Source organism: Arthrobacter globiformis, from assembly GCF_003261175.1.
Taxonomy (GTDB): Bacteria; Actinomycetota; Actinomycetes; order Actinomycetales; family Micrococcaceae; genus Arthrobacter; species Arthrobacter globiformis_A.
This window is the reverse complement of the sequence record NZ_QLNP01000013.1, coordinates 15,134-32,847: the sequence shown is the minus strand read 5'-3', so window position 1 is coordinate 32,847 and position 17,714 is coordinate 15,134. Positions and strand designations below refer to the sequence as shown.

The following is a 17,714-nucleotide window of genomic DNA, read 5'->3' as shown; positions in this document are numbered from 1 at the left end:
CCTCGTCGAATGGACCACCGGCACCCCCGCCGGAATCAGGGGGATAGACCTCAACCTCGTCATAACGGACCGCACCCTATTCCAAGGCGACAGCGAACCCGCCCGCCTCGCCGGGTACGGCATCGTCCCCGCCGCCTTCGCTCGAAACCTCATCACACAGGGGAAGGAGAACAGCCGGTCCAACCAGCCGCGGGCGATTCAGCCGCCAGCAGGGAGGAACTCAAGACCTGGATCCGCCGGCTATACACCGCACCAGGAACCGGCGACTTGGTCGCCATGGACTCGAGGCGACGGCTCTTTCCCGCACCGCTGCGCCGCTTCATCCAAATCCGCGACGACACCTGCCGCACCCCCTACTGCGACGCCCCCATCCGCCATCACGACCACATCATCCCCTGGCACGACGACGGCCCGACATCCCTCGCCAATGGTGCGGGTCTCTGTGAAGCCTGCAACCACACCAAAGAACTCCCCGGCTGGACGGCACAGCCCAGGCCAGGGCCGCGACATACCTTCGAAATCACCACGCCCACCGGCCACAGCTATGGCTCCACAGCACCGCCACTGCCGGGAACAAACCGAACCGCCAACAGCCTGCCCGAAAACGGTCAGTGGAGTGGCCAAGGTCCACCCCACGACGAGTGAGGCGGCGGCGGAAATGCCGCCGCCGCCTAATAGGTCGCCCTAGCTGAGTCCTCTACGAGCTGGCCTCGGCCACCTGTGCTGCCATTGTCGTCAGTTCCACCGGCTCCGGACGGGCCGCCGTGCTATTGATCTGCACTGCGGAACCCGTCCGGGCCGAAGCCAGAATGGACTCCATCACCTCGAGGACGTGGTAGGCCAACTGACCGCCGGCGCGCGGCTCGGAGCCTGGGACCGTGGCGGCGAGGTCGGCGATCCCGAAGCCACGTCCGGAGTCGACGTAGCCCGCAGAGACCGGCAGGGTCTGCCAGTCGTCGCCGCCCAGCGGGAAAACCTGGACATCGCCGTCGAAATGGTTCGGGTCAGGCACGGCCAGGGATCCGCGTTCACCGTGGATTTCGATGTTGGGCGACTTGGATTTCACGGCGTCGAAGCTCATGAGCAGCGTGGACAACGCGCCGGAAGCATGCACCAGGAGCCCAGTGACATGTGAGTCGATGGCCACCGGCACCTTCTCCCCAGCCCGCGGCCCGGAACCGATGGTCCGCTCGTTGCGGGTGTGGCTGGCAGCACCCACCACGGAGACCACCGGCCCCAGCAGGGTGACCAGCGCGCTGACGTAGTACGGGCCCATGTCCAGCAGGGGACCGCCGCCGGGCTGGTAGTAGAAATCCGGATTAGGGTGCCAGCGTTCGTGGCCGGGCGTCACCATGGTGGCCGTTGCGCTGATAGGTGCACCGATCAGCCCGCTGTCGATCGCTTTGCGGGCGGTTTGGATGCCGGTCCCAAGCACTGTGTCGGGAGCACATCCGACCAGGACGCCGGCCGCCTCGGCGGCCTCCAGCACTTGCCGTGCCTCCGCGGTTGTCGCTGCCAGCGGCTTTTCGCCATAGACGCTCTTTCCGGCGGCGATTGCTTTGAGGGCGACGTCGGCATGGGCAGCGGGGATGGTCAGGTTCAGCACGAGTTCCACGTCGTCTGCCGCCAGGAGCTCCTCGACTGTGAGGGCTCGCACGCCCTCGTAGTCGTCGGCGACCGCCTGGGCGCGCGCAGGGTCGAGGTCTGCGACGGCCACGAGGCTGATGAGGTCCTGAAGGCGGCGGAAGCTGGCCAGGTACTGCTCAACAATCTTGCCGCAGCCGATGATTCCTACTCGTGTGTGCTCTCCTGCGTTTAGCGGCTTGCCCACAGCAGTCCCCTTTCGATGATTGTGCGGACGGTGGTGTCCTGGAGAATTTCCACGCGGTGGCCCGGCGTTGCGACGAAAATCCGGCCCTTGCCCCACTGGCGGGTCCAGATGGCCGGTGACGTCACTTCGCGGTGCCACGGGTCCCATTCGCGTACCTTTTGGGTGGTGGTGGCCAGGACGTCGATGTAGTCGTCGGCCAGGACCCAGTACTGTTCGGTGACGAGGTCGAAGTCGCCGATGCCTTCGGTGATGGGGTGTTCTTTCGCTGCGGGGAGCATGTTCACGGTGTAGGGGACATAGTTGTCCGCCTGCTCGCCTTTGCGTTCGTCGGGGTGCTTGCCTGGGTGGCAGGCGAACTGTCCGCCGACCAGGTGCAGGTAGTCAGAGGTGTTGCGGTAGGAGTCCGCGATCCCGCCGTGCCAGCCGGCCAGGCCGGTACCGTTCTCGACGGCGGTCCGCAGGCCCTCGAACTCGTCTTTTTCAATGGTGGACATGGTCATGCACTGGACGATCAGGTCCACGCCGGCCATGTATTGGGCATCGGCGTAGATTTTGGGTGATTCCTCCACCCGCACCTCGTAGCCTTGCTCTTTCAGGTATGGGATGAACAGCTCGGTGGCCTCAATGGGCTGGTGTCCGTCCCAGCCCCCGCGCACCACCAAGGCGGTCTTGTTCTCGCTTGTCATGGTTTCCTTGCAGTCTCGTCGGGTGAAGCGTTGGGTTCTCTGGTACAGCTCAGCGGGTGCTGAAGGCCGCGTCGAAAGCAGCGGCGGGCGGGCTGATGGCAGCAAGGTCTTTCACCATGGCCAGAGCCTGGGGTGCGCCCACAAGCCGGTCCATGCCGGCGTCCTCCCATTCGATGCTGGTGGGGCCGTCATAGCCGATGGCGTTCAGCGTGCGGAAGATCGGTTCCCATTTGACGTCGCCGTGCCCTGCGGTGACGAAGTCCCAGCCGCGGCGCGGGTCCGCCCAGGGCAGGTGCGAGCCGAGCCGGCCGTTGCGGCCGTTGAGCTGGCGGACCGACTCCTTCACATGCACGTGGAAGATCTTGTCGGCGAAGTCCTGCAGGAACATCACCGGGTCAAGGTCCTGCCAGATGAAGTGGGAAGGGTCGAAGTTCAGGCCAAAGTTTTCGCGGTGCCCGATGGCCTCCAAGGTGCGCTTGGCGGTCCAGTAGTCGTAGGCGATTTCGGAGGGATGAACCTCGAGAGCGAACCGGACCCCGACCTCGTCGAAGACGTCCATGATCGGATTCCAGCGCTCGGCGAAGTCCCTGTAGCCGCGTTCGATCATGGCATCCGAGGCGGGTGGGAACATGGCCACGCATTTCCAGATCGACGAACCGGTGAAGCCGGTGACGGTCTTGACGCCCAGCCTGGCGGCTGCCCGTGCTGTTGTCTTCATCGCGTCGGCGGCCCGGGTGCGGACGCCGTTGGGATCGCCGTCGCCCCAGACCTCGGGGGAGAGGATGTCCCGGTGCCGTTCGTCGATGGGGTCATCGCAGACCGCCTGGCCGGTGAGGTGGTTGGCGATGGCATGGACTTTGAGGTTGTGTTTGTCGAGGATGTCGAGTTTGCTCTGCAGGTAGGCGTCGTCCTCGACTGCCCGCCCCGGGTCCAGGTGGTCGCCCCAGCAGGCGATTTCCAGGCCGTCGAAGCCCCACTCGCCCGCGAGCCGGGCCACCTCTTCGAAGGGCAGGTCGGCCCATTGGCCGGTAAACAGGGTGATGGGACGGGTCATGGCTGCACCTTCTGCCAGCGGCTGTCGTCGGTGGCGCTGGCTTCCACGGCGGCCAGTACCTTTTGCACCTGCAGCGCCTCCGCGAACGACGGCGATGGCTGGCGGCCCTCGCTGATCGCATTGACGAAATCCACCACCTGATGGGTGAAGACGTGCTCGTAGCCGAGGCCGTGGCCGACGGGCCACCAGTTACCGGTGTAGGGGTGTTCCGGTTCGGTGACCTGGATCCGGCGGAAGCCGGCGTCGGGCTCTTGGGCGGCGTCGTAGAAGGACAGCGAGTTCATCTCCTCGAAGTCGAACGCCAGCGACCCCTTGGTGCCGTTGAGTTCAAGACGCATGGCGTTCTTCCTGCCCAGGGCGAAGCGGGTGGCTTCGAACACCCCAATCGGCCCGCCGTCGGAAGCGCTGCCGTCGGGAGCGCTGCCGTCGGAAGCGCCGCCGTCCGCAGCGCCGGCCTCGAAGCGGGCGCTGAAGATTGCCGCGTCATCGACAGTGACGGGACCCAGTTCCACGTCCTCGCCGGTAGCGCCGTGCCCGCCGAGGCCCACGAAGTCCCCGCCCACGGGGCGTTCCTTGACGAAGGTTTCGAGCAGGGCGGAGACCCCGGTGATCCGGCGGCCGGTAATCCACTGCGCGGCATCGATGCTGTGGGCGCCGATGTCCCCGAGCGAGCCGGATCCGGACTTTTCCTTGTCCAGCCGCCAGGTGAGCGGGGCATTGGCGTCGCTGAGCCAGTCCTGCAGGTACTGGGCGCGGACATGTCGGATCTGTCCCAGCCGCCCGGCGTCGACCATCCGTTTGGCGAGGGCCAGCGCAGGGGTGCGGCGGTAGCTGAAGCCGCACATGGAATACACCCCGCGGGCTGCTGCCGAGTCCGCGGCCGCGGTCATCAACTCGGCCTCCTCCACGGAGTTGGCGAGCGGCTTCTCGCACAGCACGTGCTTGCCCGCTTCCAGCGCCGCGATGGCGATCTCGGCGTGGGTGTTGCCGGGGGTGCAGATGTCGATCAGGTCGATGTCGTCCCGCTCGATCAGCCTGCGCCAGTCGGTTTCGACGCTGTCCCAGCCGTATTTGCCGGCAGCGGCCCGGACGCCCTCGGCGTTCCGGCCGGCCACCGCGGACAGCTCCGGCTGAAGCGGCAGGTCGAAGAAGCGCGGGGCCGTCCGCCAGGCGTGGGAGTGCGCGGCGCCCATGAAGGCGTAGCCCACCATCCCGACGCGCAGGGGCTTACGGTCACTCATTGGTTTTTTCCTTTCATTCTTCGGCTCAGTTGCGGAGATGCTCACTTGCTGAATCCGGCGGTCAGGCCGCTGAGCAGCTGGCGGCGGGCCATCACGTAGAGCACCAGCAGCGGCAGCGTGGCGAGGACCACGGAGGCCAGCACTGCGGGGATGTTGGCGGTGAACTCGTCCTGGAACGTCCACAGGGAGAGCGGCAGCACGCGGGTGGAAGGGCTCTGGGTCAGGATGAGCGGGAAGAGGAAGCCGTTCCAGACGTGCAGGGCGTTGTAGATGCCCACCGTTACCACCGCGGGGCGCATCAGCGGCAGCGCAAGACGCCACATCATGGTCCAGTCGCTGCATCCGTCCAGCCGCATGGATTCGAACAGTTCATTGGGGACATCCCGCATGAAGTTGGACAGGATCAGTACTGAGATGGGAATGGCGAAGGCGATCGAGGGCAGGATCAGCGCCAGGAGGGTGTCGTACATGTGTGCGCGGGTGATCATCCAGTAGATCGGGATGATCGTGGCGTGCAGCGGGATGGCCAGGCCCAGCAGGAACAGCTTGCTGGTGGAGGTGATGAACCAGCCGCTGCCGCGCACGATTGCATACGCGGCCATGAAGGAGACCAGCAGGGCGGGAATCACACTGCCGACAGTGACGATGAGGCTGTTGGCAAAGTACTTGGCGAAGTCCTTTTCCAGGACAAGCTTGTAGTTGTCCAGCGTGGGCTCGGTGGGCGGCATCATCGGGTTGGTTGTGAAGAACCCGGCCTGGTCCTTCAGGCTGGTGATGATGACGTAGTAGACGGGCAGGATGATCACTGCGAGCCAGATCCACGCGCCGAGTGACCCGATGAGATTGGGACGCCGGCCGGGGCCCTTGCCGCGGCGCGGCGCGGGCTGCCGCCGCGTGGCCGGGGCCACGGGAGGAACTGCGAGCTGAGTGGTTGAGGCCATGTCAGGCTCCTTCAAGTTGGCTTGCGCTGCGGTTGCGTCCGCCGAGCCGCTGCAGGAAGAGGGCCAGGACCAGGCCGATGACGACCAAGATGACGCCCAGCGCGCTCGCCGCGCCCATGTCGTTGGCCTTGAAGCCGGTGAGGTACATGTGCAGTGGAAGCAGGCGGGTCGAATAGCCGGGACCGCCGGCCGTCAGGACGAAGACCAGGTCGAAGTAGGCAAGGGATCCCACGACCATCAGTGTGGAGGAGGTGATCATGGTGTACTTCAGCTGCGGCAGGGTGACGTGGAAGAACTGCTTAATCCGGCCTGCCCCGTCGATCTGTGCCGCCTCATACAGCGAGGCGGGGATCTGGCGGACACCACCTTGATAGATAAGGGTGTGGAAGGGAACGAACTGCCACGCGATCACGAAGACCACCACGAACAGCACCAGGTCCGAATTGCCGAGCCAGTCCTGTGCAAGGGCAGGTATGCCCAGCCCCGGCCCCATCCCGAAGTTGGGGTCCAGGAGGGCCTTGAACGCGATCGCGACAGCTGCGGACGAGAGCAGCAGTGGCACGAAGTACAGCACCGCAAGGGCCGCCCGGTACTTTTGCGCGCCCGAGGTGAAGACTCCCAGCAGCAGACTGATGGGCGCCTGGACAACAAACGAATAAACGATGATCTTGGCGGTGACAAGCAACGCGTTGCCGGTCACCGGATCGGTGAGGACGGAGGCCCAGCTGCCCACGCCATCCAATCTGATTTCACCCAGGCCGTCCCAGCTGGTGAAGCTGAGGAACAGAACCCCGGCCAGCGGGATTACGGCGAAGACCAGGAAGAAAACGAGGGCCGGCGCGACGAGCCACCCCGACGGACCCTTGCTCAGGCTTTGCCTGCTCAGGGTCCGCCGGGAGGTGGTTGTAATCGAAGCCACGGTTACTTCTCCACCGTCGCGTTCATGGTGTCCACAAACTGCTGGGGGGTAACCTTTTTCAGGAAGATCTGGTCCAGGTTTGAGAGCATGGCGTCTCCCTGGGCGGGGCTAAGTGCCTGGTCCCAGGACATGGTGAAGGTGGGCGCGTCCTTGGCCAGACCATAGGCGAAGGTCAGGAAGTCCTTGTCCGGGGACGCCTCCAGCTTGGACTCGATGCCCTTGACCACCGGCACGGCACCGGAGTCGATCAGGTCTTGCGTGTTCTTTTCAGTAAACATGCCGTCCTTGATGTAGTTCAGTGCCGCTTCCTTCTGGGCGTCGGTGGCCTTGGCGGACAGAGACCAGAAGTTGGAGGGGTTGCCGACGACGTTGCCCGGGTCGCCCTTGCCGCCGGAGACGGTGGGGAACGAGGTGAAGCCGAGTTTGCCGCTGCTCACAAAGTTCCCGGCGTCCTTCTTCATGCCCTGGTAGATCCAGCCGCCCTGCAGGATCATGGCAGCCTTGCCCGTGTACAGGAGGGCCTGGTCGGCACTGCTGTCGGCGGCGATGGAGGAGAAGCCGTTGATGAACCCACCGGCATCGACCAGTTCCTGGATCTTGGTCAGTGCCTCCGTGACGGCCGGGTCAGACCAGGCGTTGGGCTTGTTTGCGGCGATGTTTGCGAAGACTTCAGGGCCGCCGATGCGCTCAACCAGGTATTCGAGCCACATCAGGTTCGGCCACTTCGACTGCCCGGCCAGCGAAAACGGGGCAAAACCCGCGGCCTTGAACTTGGGCACCAGTGCCATCAGCTCGTCCCAGGTCTTGGGCGGCTGTGCGCCCACCTTCTCGAAGACTTCTTTGTTGTAGTACAGCACCACGGGCTGGGCGTTGTTGTTGGGGATGGCGTACGCCTTGCCGTCGATCTCACCGTTCTTCAGCACGGCCGGAAGGTAACGGTCCCTCACCTGCGGATTCTTCTCCAGGAACCCACTCAGGTCCTCAACCTGCCCCGAATCGACATAGGACTTGAGCACGCCGCCGCCCCAGCCGTATATGAAGGTGGGACCCTGTCCGGCACCAATCGCAGTGCGGACCTTGGTCTTGTAAGCATCGTTGGCAAAGAACTCGACCTTGATGCTCTGGTCACTGTGCGCGCTGTTCCAGGCATCGACAGAATTCTGCAGAGATGCCTGGTTCCCGCCGGTGAGCCCCCACATCGACGCAGAGTCGGCGCTCACGGAGCCGCCGGCCGGGCCGCTCGAGCCGCAGGCGGCGAGGGAAAGGGCAAGCGCACCGGCAGTGAGAGCTGTACCTGCAGTGCGCAGTCTCAGAAATTTCATTAGTCTTCCGTTCATCCTTCGGGGGCATCATTGGCTCCCAGGCTTGAAAACCCCATCTCCGCTGCGAGACGGGAACGAATTGCTGTGCGGCTCTCGAAACTTTTCGATAACCGTTCGATACGATGCAAAGGTACTAGTGATCGCCATCACGGTCAAGGGTTCTGCGAAGCCGCTCATTACCCGGAAATGCCCGGGGCAGTTGACGCGACGGCTGCCATAGGTAAGACTTCTTACGCCGAAACATTTCGAAAGGCGGTTGGCTGTGTCCCTCTCGACACCCCCGAAGAAGATGACCCTGGCAGCCATTGCCAGGCTGACGGGAGTCTCCACGCCTACCGTCTCGAAGGTGGTGAACGGCCGCGAAGACGTAGCAGAAGAGACTCGGGCAAAAGTCTTGGCTGCACTGGTGGACGCCGGCTACCAGTCGCCTATGCAGCGCCGGATCGCCTCCCCCGAGCCCTCAATCGTCGAGGTCACCTTTGATGCCTTCACACCGGCCTACTCCACCGCCGTCCTCAACGGGATCCTGGAATACGCGGCCTCCGTGGGCGTGGAGGTCCTCATGAGCACGTCCAGCAGCGGGGCAGTTCCCGGTCTGAGCCCGGAAAAGCGGGCTGAGCGGATGGTTGCCCACGGCAGGATCGGGCTGATCCTCGTGACTTCTGATTTCAGCGAGGCCCAGCTGACAGCCCTCAGGCGGCGGAACATTCCCGTGGCCGTGGTGGACCCTCTCAATCCTCCGCCGCCGGACGTTGTCAGTGTCGGCGCCACCAACTGGGCAGGCGGCAAGGCTGCCGCGGAACACCTGCTCAAACTCGGGCACAGGGACATTGCCTATCTCGGCGGGCATGAGACGGCCGAGTGCAACCAGGCCCGTCTGCATGGCTACATGTCCGCCCTGGCCTCCGGCGGTGTGCAAGTGAATCCGGAGTACATCATTCACGGAAAATTCCGGACCCATCACGGCATAGAGGGACTCAGGCGACTGATTGCCCTGCCAAAACGGCCGACGGCGATCTTTGCCGGCAGCGACAGCGTTGCCGTTGGCGTGCTGCGGGAAGCCCGACATCACGGCATCCGCATCCCCGAAGACCTCAGCCTGGTGGGTTTCGACGGGACAACGCTGGCAGAGGACGCCGTTCCGTCACTGACCTCGGTTTCCCAGCCGCTGCATGAAATGGGAAGAGCGGCCCTGCGGGCCGTCCTGAGCCAGGCGCGGGGAGAAGAGCTTGACTCCCACCGCGTGGAGCTTGCCACCCAGTTGGTGGTCAGGGAATCCACGGCGCCGCCCCGTGGAGATGAGCTGCGGAAAAATCTGCCTCGTAAAGATGGGATTATCTCGAGCTAGCCTGCGTCCGGCCGCCTCCTGCGGGTTAGGCTGTGACCCGTGCCCTTCATGCAGCCGGAGGACTACTAACGACCTGCTCCGGGGGAAACAGTCAGATGAGTCATTTGCGGCAGCCGGACGTGCGGCCGGAGCTTCGGCCAGGCGACGGCGACGGCACCGGCGCTGAACTGGCTGACAAGATGGATGCCTTCTTTGGCCGCCTTGGAGAGCGGGGCCGGGTCATTGTCCGGCAGTTGCCTCTTTCGGTGACTGTGGTGCTGGTGGTTGCCGCCGCCAAGGTCTTCCGTCCTGAAACGCTGGCCGATCCGCGCTTCCAGCTCGCCTTGCTGGCCCACACCGCCCTTTTTGTCCTCAGCGTTGCCGTGCCCTGGGGCAGGCTCCCGAGGGGAGCCTACGCCGTCATTCCGGCGCTGGACTGCGTCGCCATCGGTTTCACGCGGGAGGCCGGCGGTCCCAACTTCAACGTCTTGAGCCTCCTGCTGGTCTTTCCCGTTATCTGGCTGTCCGTGGACCGCAACCGGGCCGGCGTGGTTGTCGCCGTGGCAAGTGCCACGCTCAGCACTGTGCTGCCCGCGGCAGCATTCGGAGCGGCGCCCACCCAGGGCTCCATGATCCGGACCGTTTTCCTGCCCCTCGTCATGGCCGCCATCGCCATCACCGCCCACGTGGTGGCGGGCACCCTCTACCGCCAGCGCCAGACGCTGGTCCGGAAGGACGAAGCACTGGCAGACTCCGTGGCCGAGAGCATCCGCCGGCAGGAGCTCCTGGACGCGGTCCTTTCCACCGTCAATGTTGGCGTATGGGTGGTGGACCAGGACGGACGGGACGTGCTCACCAATAGAGCGCTGCAGGCGGGTGCGGCGCTGTCCGGACCGGCCCCATCCGGCAACCGGCCGCGGCTGTTCCAGGCTGACCGCGCCACCCCCGTGCCGCCGGAACGCTTCCCGACGGCGCGTGCGGCCGGCGGCGAGGCGTTCACCGACGAGCTGTACTGGGCCGGTGGGGGCGAGGACATGCGCGCGTACTCCGTCACGGCCCGCACCATGGTTTCCACGAACGGAAAGCATGAAGGCGCGGTGATCACCTTCGCCGAAGTCACGGCACTGATCCGTGCCCTGTCGGCCAAGGACAACTTCGTGGCCACCGTCTCCCATGAGCTCCGCACCCCGCTGACGTCCATCCTCGGCTACCTCGAACTGGTCCTCGACGAGCCCGGCCACCAGGACATCGAGGAGGAGTTGCGGATCGTCCAGCGCAACGCCGACCATCTGCTGGGCCTCGTGAATGATCTGATAGCCGTCGCCTCGGAGCGGGTGGAACTGACCCTGCAGGAAGCCGACGTGGCCAGCCTGCTGGCCGGCGTAGTGGCCTCCTCGCGTGCCAAAGCCACCGTCAGCGGTGTGGAACTGGTCCTCGACGTCGAGGAGACCCTGACCGCCCGCGTCGATCCCGGCCGGATCAGCCAGGTTTTCGGCAACCTGGTATCCAATGCGATCAAGTTCTCGCCGGACGGGGGAAGGGTCACTGCCCGCGCCCACCGGGCCAACAGCCACGTTGTCTGTTCGATCGCAGACACCGGCATCGGCATGGACAGGCAGGAACAGGAGCAGGCCTTCACCAAGTTCTTCCGGTCCGCGCGCTCCCGGGAAACGGCCATCCCGGGCGCAGGCCTGGGACTGCCGATCAGCAAGACCATCGTCGAGGGCCACGGCGGCTCGATCAGCCTGCGCAGTGCGCCGGGCAAAGGAACCACGGTGACTGTGCGCCTCCCCGTCTCCTGAGCATCCGGCACGCCCACGTAAACTGGCAGCATGCGGTTGGTAGCGAGTGACATAGACGGAACGATCCTTGGGCACGACGGAAAAATCAGTGACCGCACTATCCGGGCCTTCCACGCCTGCCGGAAGGCCGGCGTCGAACTCGTCTTTGTCACCGGCCGCCCGCCGCGCTGGCTGCACCCGCTCGAGGAGCAGTTGGGCCACACCGGCACCGTGATCTGTTCCAACGGCGCCGTGGTGTGGGACCTCGAGGCTGACAAGGTTGTCTCGGCGCAGACCATGGCCATCGACGACATCTTCGAAATCCGGCGAATCATCAAGAAGGTGCGCCCCACCGCCCTCTTCGCCGCCGAAACCCTCACCGGCTTCCACCTCGAACCCGGCTTCATCGAAAACGGCTCAAGCGAACTGCTCTCCGAATTCACCCCCGCCCCGCTGGCCTCGACGCTCACCGCGGAAGACGCCGTCGTCAAGTTCCTGGCCATCGTCCGCGAAGGCACCGCCGACGACTTCCTCGCAGAGGTGGGCCCCGCCGTCGGGAACCTGGCCTCGGTGACGCACTCGGCGCCCACCGTCGCCATGCTGGAGCTCGCAGTGCCGGGGATCAACAAGGCCGTCACCCTCGCCGACTACGCCGCCTCGCTGGACATTGATGCCGCGGACGTCGTGGCGTTCGGCGACATGCCGAACGACATTGAGATGCTCCGCTGGGCGGGCCACGGATACGCCATGGCCAGCGGGCACCCGGAAGCGATCCGGGCCGCGGGCCAGCAGGCGCCGCATTTTGACGACGACGGCGTGGCCCAGATTCTCGAGGAAAAGCTCGCCGCGCTGGGCCTCCAACTGCCGTAAGGCTGCCGTCGCCCGCCTGCCACCGAACTCCCGGCTGGCGGTCAACTTGCGTTCATGTCCGCACCATAGGGTGTGGCCTGTTGGTGAGTGACCGATAGGGGACATCGTGGCCAGGAAAAAGACCAAAAATATTGCCGAAGTTCCGCTCCGTCCCGCCGAACCGGCCCCGCACTGGTCCGCCCTGCGTGAGGGGGACCGGGTCAGCGTGTTGCTTGCGCCGGGATTCGAAACCGGCGGCCGCGTCTCGGCCGTCACGCCGGACCGCACCGTGGTGTGGGTGGATCTCGACGGCGGGCGCGGCCGCACGCTGCTGCACTGCAGCGACGGCGTGGAGATCATGCCCGCCTGAGGCTGGTCTAAGCTTCGGGGATGACGGGAACCCTGCCCTACTTCTCCGGTCCCGGCCCTGAACCAGGGGCGGGCCGGCCGGTGGCCATGGCCCACAGGGGATTCTCGCTGGCCGGCCTGGAGAATTCGCTGGCGGCGTTCCGCGCCGCCGTCGAGCTCGGCTATTCCCATCTGGAGACGGACGTCCACACCACGTCCGACGGCGAGCTGCTCCTCTTCCACGACCGCACCCTGGACCGGGTCACGGACGGCCACGGCAGGATCCATGACCTCACGGCCGACGAAATGCGGCGGGTCCGGATCGGCGGGACGGAACCCGTGCCCACGTTCGACGAACTTGCGGCGGCGTTTCCGGACGCGCGCTTCAACCTGGACGTCAAGGACTGGCACTCCGTTCCCAGCGTCGTGGCCGCGATCGAGCGCCACCAGATCCACGACCGGGTGCTGATCGCCAGTTTCTCCGACCGCCGGCGCCGCGCGGTCCTGAAGCAGCTCAGCCGCAGGACCGCATCGTCGGCTGGGACCTTTGCGAATGCCCTCTTCCTGGTGCTGGGGCCACTGCTGTCCGTTGGCGCGCTGGCGTCCACGGTGCGGGCGGTGCTGCGCCGGGCGCTGTGCGACGTCGACGCCCTGCAGGTGCCGGTCCGTTACCGGGCCATTCCTGTTGTAACGCCGGGATTCGTGCGCCGGGCGCATGAGCTCGGGCTGTACGTGCACGTCTGGACCATCAATGACCCCGCCGAGATGCACCGGCTGCTGGACCTCGGCGTGGACGGCATCGTCTCCGACCGCGCCGACCTGCTGAAGGACGTCCTGCAGGTACGCGGGCAGTGGCGCTAGCTCTGTTCCGCCGGGTCGGGTTCGGGCAGCCCGGCCGGGCCGGGTACGCTGCGCCCTGTCTCTCCGGCGTCCGTGGTGCCGGCCGCGCCGATGCCGCCGGACGTAGCGCTTTCGGCTGACTGGTCAGTTGACTCGTCCGTGCCGGATGCACTGGAGGCGCCTGCCGTGCCTTGGCCCCCGCTGGCCTCGGTGCCGGGGCCCTGCGGCGTGTAGGTCGTGCGCACACCTGCCCGCGGACCGTCGTCGCCATCCCTGGCGTTGGAGCCTTCGCTGATGGAGGAGTGGACTTGGATGTCCTCGTCGGACGCTCCGGGCTCCGGCGCGTGGGCGTCGTCGGTCGGGTCGGACGTCTGCCCCAGGTCCTCCATCGCGTTTTCCGCTGCTTTGCCAATGCTGTCGCCGATTCCCATCAGTTTGCTCCTTCGAAACGTTCCGGCCGGGCCGGACTGTGCGGCATCTGACTGTTCCAGAATTATCAGCATGCTTACAATTAGTCCAGTGTTGCCGGGCGCCGGCAGCCTTAGTCCGTTACCGAAGTCCGTCGCCACGCAGGCGCACCTGTTCCAAGGAGGACCGCAGAACCATGAGCAGCTACCATCCCGAAAATGACCCGGCCAATCCGGACCGCGCCGCCGCCAAAACAGGCGAAGCCGGAACCGACGACGCCGGAACCGACGACTCATCCCGCGGGGACTCGGCCTCCACGCCCAACCCCGACCCCTTGAACGGCAACGTCACGGGCCTCGAGCCTGGCGGGGGAGTGCCGCCAGGCGAGACGCCTCCCGCCGAAGACCAGATGAGCGGGGACCAGGGGCACGACGAATAGCGGAACGACTATCAAAAGGAGTGTGCGATGGCTGACCGGCTGGTTGCCGACGTAATGGTGGAGCGCCTCAAAGCCTGGGGCGTCAACAGGGTCTTCGGCTACAGCGGGGACGGCATTAACGGTTTCATGGGCGCGCTGCGCCGTAGTACGCAGGGCGGCGGAACCGACAGCGGAGACAGCGCCGACGGCGGCGGTGCTGGAGCCGGCGTCGAGTTCGTGCAGGCCCGGCACGAGGAAACGGCGGCATTCATGGCCGTCGGGCACGCGAAGTACACCGGCCAGGTGGGCGTGGTGACGTCCACCCAGGGGCCGGGCGCCGTGCACCTCCTCAACGGGCTATATGACGCCAAGCTGGATGGCGTCCCCGTTGTGGCCATCATCGGGCAGCAGAGCCGCAGCGTGCTGGGGTCGGCCTACATGCAGGAGATCGACCTGCTCACACTTTTTAAGGACGTGGCAGCGCAGTTCGCGCAGATGGTCAGCACCCCGGAGCAGCTTCCCATGGTGCTGGACCGCGCCGTCCGCACAGCCCTCGAAACCCGCACACCGTGCGTCGTGATTGTCCCGCACGACATCCAGAAGGCCCCGGCCCCCGAGCTCGACCAGGAACACGGCATCATCGTCACCGCGCCCGAATGGCAGCCCGCCCGGGTGCTGCCCCACGATGACGACCTGGCCAGGGCCGCCGAGGTGCTGGAAGCCGGCAGCAAGGTGGCGTTCCTGGTGGGCCAGGGCGCCAAGAACGCCCAGGCCGAGGTGATTGCCCTGGCGCAGCAGCTGGACGCCGGCATCACCACCAGCCTCCTGGGTAAGCCGCACATGGATGAGGCGCTGCCGTTTGCGGCGGGCACCATGGGCCATCTCGGTTCCACAGCCAGCGCCCACCTGATGGGGAACTGCGACACCCTCCTGATCATCGGCTCGAACGACCCATGGACCGAGTTCTATCCGAAACCCGGGGCTGCCCGGGCCGTCCAGGTGGACATCGACGGGCGTAAGGTCGGCAACCGGTACCCCGTGGAAGTTGGTCTCGTTGGCGATGCGGCCGAAACCCTTGCCAGGCTGGCAGAGCTGCTGACGGGTGCCGGCGGGCAACCGCAGGCCAGCAGTCCACAGGCACAAGCCCGCAAGCAGTGGCGGGCGGAAGTGGAGGAGCAGGTCCGCAGCTGGCGCGCCCTCGCCGAGGAGCGTTCCCGCGTTCCGGCCAGCCCGGTCAACCCGGAGCTCGTTGTCCGCGAGCTCAGCGGCAGGCTGCCGCACAACGCCCAGGTGAGTGTCGACGTCGGGAGCTGCGTCTACTGGTACGCGCGCCAGCTCACCCTGCCGGCCGGAGTTCCGGCGCACCTTTCGGGGACGCTGGCTAGCATGGGCTGCTCGGTCCCGTACGGGATCGCGGCCAAGCTGGCCCGGCCGGACAGGCCCGTGGTGGCACTGGCCGGCGACGGCGCCATGCAGATGGCAGGCATCGCCGAGCTGGTAACCGTGGCGCACCGCTGGCGGCAGTGGTCCGACCCGCGCTTCGTGGTGTGCGTGTTCAACAACAGGGATCTGGCCGAGGTCACGTGGGAGCAGCGCGAGACCGAATCCGAGCCGCGGTTCCCGGACAGCCAGGAAATCCCCGACTTCCCTTACGCCGGTTATGCGGAGCTGCTGGGGCTGACCGGCATCCGCGTCGACTCCCCGGAGCAGCTCGCCGATGCCTGGGACCGGGCGCTCGCCGCGGAACGCCCGGTGGTGATCGAGGTCCTGACCGACCCGGATGTGCCCCTCCTGCCGCCGTTCCCGGCGGGCGCCGAAAAGCTGGACGGCATGCGCTCCGCGCTGGCCGAGGAAGGCGAAGCCGGCAGGGGTGCGGTGGCGCTGCTGGACACCTACGCGGGCCAGGAGGAGTCGCGCAGCTGACCGCATGACGGAATGGGTAATCGCGTTCCCTAATGGGGGTGGCAGGATAGGGGCATGCGTATCCTCATTGCCCCGGACAAGTTCAAGGGATCACTCACCGCCGTCGAAGCCGCCGGCGCCATCGCCGAGGGCGCACTCCGCGTCTACCCGGACGCCGTGACCACCCAGTTCCCGGTGGCCGACGGCGGCGAGGGAACCCTGGAAGCCGCCGTCGCAGCCGGCTATGAGGAGCGGATCAACGCCGTCGTTGGTCCTATCCTGGCGCCGATCGGCGCCGCTTGGGCCCTCCGAAAGGACGGATCCGGCGCCACCACGGCAGTCATCGAAACCGCGCAGGCCTCCGGCCTGGCCCACATGGAGCCGACGCCGGAGAACTCCCTGCGGGCGCACAGCTACGGCTGCGGGCAGCTCATCGCCGCTGCCCTCGACGCGGGCGCCACCGAAATCGTGCTGGGCGTCGGCGGCTCGGCCATGACCGACGGCGGCAGCGGCGCCCTGCGCGCGCTGGGCCTCAAACCGCTCGACGCCGCCGGGAACGTGGTGCCGCTGGGCGGCGGGTCCCTGGCCGACGCCGTTGCCCTGGATCTCACCGGGCTGGATCCACGGCTGTCCGCCGTCACGTTCCGGATCGCCGTCGATGTCCAGAGCCCGCTCTACGGCACCACAGGTGCTGCGCACGTTTTCGGCCGCCAGAAGGGCGCCGACGACGACGCCATTGAGAAGCTCGACGCCGGCCTGCGCAACTGGGCCTCCCTCCTCCGGGAGGCGACGGGCCGGGACGTCAACGTCCCGGGCGCCGGTGCGGCCGGCGGCTTCCCGGCGTCGTTCCTTGCCTTTACTCAGGCCACGCTGGAAGGCGGCTTCGCTTTGGTGGCCGCGTTGACGGGCTTGGCCGAGAAGCTTGCCGACGCCGATCTGGTGATCACTGGCGAGGGTTCCATGGACTCGCAGTCGCTCACCGGGAAGGCGCCCATCGCGCTCGCGGAGGCCGCCCGGGATCGGGGCATCCCGGTGGTTGCCGTGGCGGGACGGATCACGGTCACGCCGGAGGAACTGGCCGAGCACGGTGTGGTGGCTGCGGCGCAGCTGCTGGACGTCGCGCCCAGCCCGCAGGACGCCATGTCCGACGCCGGCAAATATCTCGCGTGGGCCACCCGCCAGGTGCTGGAAGGGGCTTAGCCGCCCTCTTTCTTGGCCCTCCGGTGCAGGTGTACTGGAACGTAGGCCAGGAGGATGGCCAGCACGGCGAGAAGCACGCCGCCGGCGATGAGGCCGACGGTGCGGCCAGCCGTAACGTCGAACACCAGCGCGGCGGTTCCCACACTGAGGGTAGCCACTCCGCCGAGGGCGATCTTGGTGATGTTGTCTGCGCTGGCCACCAGGGTTGCCTTGAGCCGTTTCCGGAACAGCCGGCGGTGGACGCTGACCGGCAGGAGGATGAACGCGGTGGTCAGAGCGGCAAGGGCCACGTTCACGAGGTAGAGCGTGATCTGGAAATCATCGAGGGTCTCAAAGCGCTGCTGGAACGGCAGCGTCAGCAGGAAACCGGCAAGGATCTGGACGCCCGTCTGCAGGACCCGCAGCTCCTGGATCAGTTCCATCCAGTTCCGGTCCAGCTGCTCCTCGCGCGTCTCATTTCTGCCGCTGCCAGCCGGGGCGTCCGGATCGGTCATGAGCCCTCCTCTGTCTGGCCCGCAGCGCGCGTGCTTGCTCCAAACCTAGGCTCAAGTGTGCCCCTATTTCAACAAATGCTAAGTTTACTGACTAATCTGACGTCAGGTGGTGGACTTGCTCCTCAAACCTGCGTTAGGTTCGAACAACCCGCA

Annotated in this window: 18 protein-coding genes; 9 read left to right on the top strand and 9 right to left on the bottom strand. The window is 66.3% G+C overall.

The window, feature by feature from the left end; all coding sequences use genetic code 11:
• The first annotated feature begins 9 nt into the window (after positions 1–9).
• The gene (locus tag DBZ45_RS23440; protein ID WP_317616940.1) at positions 10–645 is read left to right on the top strand and encodes an HNH endonuclease; all 636 of its coding nucleotides are present in this window, start codon (positions 10–12) and stop codon (positions 643–645) included.
• Between the two features lie 52 nt (positions 646–697).
• Here DBZ45_RS23440 and DBZ45_RS01465 read toward each other — a convergent pair whose 3' ends face one another.
• Genes DBZ45_RS01465 through DBZ45_RS01435 form a run of 7 tightly spaced genes read right to left on the bottom strand, consistent with a single transcriptional unit; the run spans position 698 to position 7,994 of the window.
• The gene (locus DBZ45_RS01465; protein ID WP_111902210.1) at positions 698–1,831 is read right to left on the bottom strand and encodes a Gfo/Idh/MocA family protein; all 1,134 of its coding nucleotides are present in this window, start codon (positions 1,829–1,831) and stop codon (positions 698–700) included.
• On the bottom strand, positions 1,816–2,517 hold the full coding sequence (locus DBZ45_RS01460) for a ThuA domain-containing protein (protein WP_111902209.1): 702 nt from the start codon (positions 2,515–2,517) through the stop codon (positions 1,816–1,818). Before DBZ45_RS01460 ends, DBZ45_RS01465 begins: the two co-directional genes overlap by 16 nt.
• A gap of 49 nt (positions 2,518–2,566) precedes the next feature.
• Entirely contained in the window at positions 2,567–3,571 is a 1,005-nt protein-coding gene (locus tag DBZ45_RS01455; RefSeq protein ID WP_111902208.1) for a sugar phosphate isomerase/epimerase family protein, read from the bottom strand.
• Complete coding sequence (locus DBZ45_RS01450; protein WP_111902207.1) at positions 3,568–4,812, bottom strand: Gfo/Idh/MocA family protein; 1,245 nt, start codon at positions 4,810–4,812, stop codon at positions 3,568–3,570. Before DBZ45_RS01450 ends, DBZ45_RS01455 begins: the two co-directional genes overlap by 4 nt.
• Before the next feature lie 41 nt (positions 4,813–4,853).
• Positions 4,854–5,753 (bottom strand): carbohydrate ABC transporter permease, encoded by a 900-nt coding sequence (locus DBZ45_RS01445; protein WP_111902206.1) that lies wholly within the window; start codon positions 5,751–5,753, stop codon positions 4,854–4,856.
• Position 5,754: 1 nt separating this feature from the next.
• On the bottom strand, positions 5,755–6,672 hold the full coding sequence (locus DBZ45_RS01440; RefSeq protein ID WP_111902205.1) for a carbohydrate ABC transporter permease: 918 nt from the start codon (positions 6,670–6,672) through the stop codon (positions 5,755–5,757).
• A gap of 2 nt (positions 6,673–6,674) precedes the next feature.
• The gene (locus tag DBZ45_RS01435) at positions 6,675–7,994 is read right to left on the bottom strand and encodes an extracellular solute-binding protein (protein WP_111902204.1); all 1,320 of its coding nucleotides are present in this window, start codon (positions 7,992–7,994) and stop codon (positions 6,675–6,677) included.
• Positions 7,995–8,256: 262 nt separating this feature from the next.
• Between DBZ45_RS01435 and DBZ45_RS01430 the strand changes: the two genes are divergently transcribed.
• From DBZ45_RS01430 to DBZ45_RS01410, 5 genes are all read left to right on the top strand, one after another.
• A complete protein-coding gene (locus DBZ45_RS01430; RefSeq protein ID WP_440130486.1) occupies positions 8,257–9,342 on the top strand; it encodes a LacI family DNA-binding transcriptional regulator in 1,086 nt (361 codons plus the stop codon).
• A 95-nt stretch (positions 9,343–9,437) separates the two neighbouring features.
• Positions 9,438–11,123, top strand: coding sequence for a sensor histidine kinase (locus DBZ45_RS01425; protein WP_111902202.1), 1,686 nt, complete (start codon positions 9,438–9,440; stop codon positions 11,121–11,123).
• 30 nt (positions 11,124–11,153) lie between these two features.
• A complete protein-coding gene (locus DBZ45_RS01420; RefSeq protein ID WP_111902201.1) occupies positions 11,154–11,972 on the top strand; it encodes an HAD family hydrolase in 819 nt (272 codons plus the stop codon).
• Between the two features lie 106 nt (positions 11,973–12,078).
• The gene (locus DBZ45_RS01415; protein ID WP_111902200.1) at positions 12,079–12,321 is read left to right on the top strand and encodes a hypothetical protein; all 243 of its coding nucleotides are present in this window, start codon (positions 12,079–12,081) and stop codon (positions 12,319–12,321) included.
• Positions 12,322–12,341: 20 nt separating this feature from the next.
• Positions 12,342–13,160, top strand: coding sequence for a glycerophosphodiester phosphodiesterase (locus DBZ45_RS01410; RefSeq protein WP_111902199.1), 819 nt, complete (start codon positions 12,342–12,344; stop codon positions 13,158–13,160).
• Here DBZ45_RS01410 and DBZ45_RS23070 read toward each other — a convergent pair.
• A complete protein-coding gene (locus DBZ45_RS23070; RefSeq protein WP_223256865.1) occupies positions 13,157–13,570 on the bottom strand; it encodes a hypothetical protein in 414 nt (137 codons plus the stop codon). The genes DBZ45_RS01410 and DBZ45_RS23070 overlap by 4 nt on opposite strands.
• Positions 13,571–13,743: 173 nt before the next feature.
• Here DBZ45_RS23070 and DBZ45_RS01400 point away from each other — a divergent pair, with 173 nt between their 5' ends.
• From DBZ45_RS01400 to DBZ45_RS01390, 3 genes are read left to right on the top strand one after another with little or no spacing between them, the layout of a single operon-like run.
• Entirely contained in the window at positions 13,744–13,986 is a 243-nt protein-coding gene (locus DBZ45_RS01400; protein WP_111902198.1) for a DUF6480 family protein, read from the top strand.
• 27 nt (positions 13,987–14,013) lie between these two features.
• A complete protein-coding gene (locus DBZ45_RS01395) occupies positions 14,014–15,888 on the top strand; it encodes a thiamine pyrophosphate-requiring protein (RefSeq protein ID WP_111902197.1) in 1,875 nt (624 codons plus the stop codon).
• A 54-nt stretch (positions 15,889–15,942) separates the two neighbouring features.
• Positions 15,943–17,067 carry a glycerate kinase gene (locus DBZ45_RS01390; RefSeq protein WP_111902196.1) on the top strand — a complete coding sequence of 375 codons (1,125 nt, stop codon included), beginning with the start codon at positions 15,943–15,945 and terminating at the stop codon, positions 17,065–17,067.
• Here the strand turns inward: DBZ45_RS01390 and DBZ45_RS01385 are convergent.
• The gene (locus tag DBZ45_RS01385) at positions 17,064–17,561 is read right to left on the bottom strand and encodes a DUF6328 family protein (protein WP_111902195.1); all 498 of its coding nucleotides are present in this window, start codon (positions 17,559–17,561) and stop codon (positions 17,064–17,066) included. The genes DBZ45_RS01390 and DBZ45_RS01385 overlap by 4 nt on opposite strands.
• Positions 17,562–17,714 lie beyond the last annotated feature (153 nt).

Coding starts and splice junctions, on each gene's coding strand:
- DBZ45_RS01455 (WP_111902208.1), bottom strand. CDS start 3,571: ATGACCCGTCCCATCACCCTGTTTACCGGCCAATGGGCCGACCTGCCC.
- DBZ45_RS01445 (WP_111902206.1), bottom strand. CDS start 5,753: ATGGCCTCAACCACTCAGCTCGCAGTTCCTCCCGTGGCCCCGGCCACG.
- DBZ45_RS01460 (WP_111902209.1), bottom strand. CDS start 2,517: ATGACAAGCGAGAACAAGACCGCCTTGGTGGTGCGCGGGGGCTGGGAC.
- DBZ45_RS01435 (WP_111902204.1), bottom strand. CDS start 7,994: ATGAAATTTCTGAGACTGCGCACTGCAGGTACAGCTCTCACTGCCGGT.
- DBZ45_RS23440 (WP_317616940.1), top strand. CDS start 10: ATGGACCACCGGCACCCCCGCCGGAATCAGGGGGATAGACCTCAACCT.
- DBZ45_RS01450 (WP_111902207.1), bottom strand. CDS start 4,812: ATGAGTGACCGTAAGCCCCTGCGCGTCGGGATGGTGGGCTACGCCTTC.
- DBZ45_RS01425 (WP_111902202.1), top strand. CDS start 9,438: ATGAGTCATTTGCGGCAGCCGGACGTGCGGCCGGAGCTTCGGCCAGGC.
- DBZ45_RS01410 (WP_111902199.1), top strand. CDS start 12,342: ATGACGGGAACCCTGCCCTACTTCTCCGGTCCCGGCCCTGAACCAGGG.
- DBZ45_RS01385 (WP_111902195.1), bottom strand. CDS start 17,561: ATGACCGATCCGGACGCCCCGGCTGGCAGCGGCAGAAATGAGACGCGC.
- DBZ45_RS23070 (WP_223256865.1), bottom strand. CDS start 13,570: ATGGGAATCGGCGACAGCATTGGCAAAGCAGCGGAAAACGCGATGGAG.
- DBZ45_RS01390 (WP_111902196.1), top strand. CDS start 15,943: ATGCGTATCCTCATTGCCCCGGACAAGTTCAAGGGATCACTCACCGCC.
- DBZ45_RS01400 (WP_111902198.1), top strand. CDS start 13,744: ATGAGCAGCTACCATCCCGAAAATGACCCGGCCAATCCGGACCGCGCC.
- DBZ45_RS01420 (WP_111902201.1), top strand. CDS start 11,154: ATGCGGTTGGTAGCGAGTGACATAGACGGAACGATCCTTGGGCACGAC.
- DBZ45_RS01395 (WP_111902197.1), top strand. CDS start 14,014: ATGGCTGACCGGCTGGTTGCCGACGTAATGGTGGAGCGCCTCAAAGCC.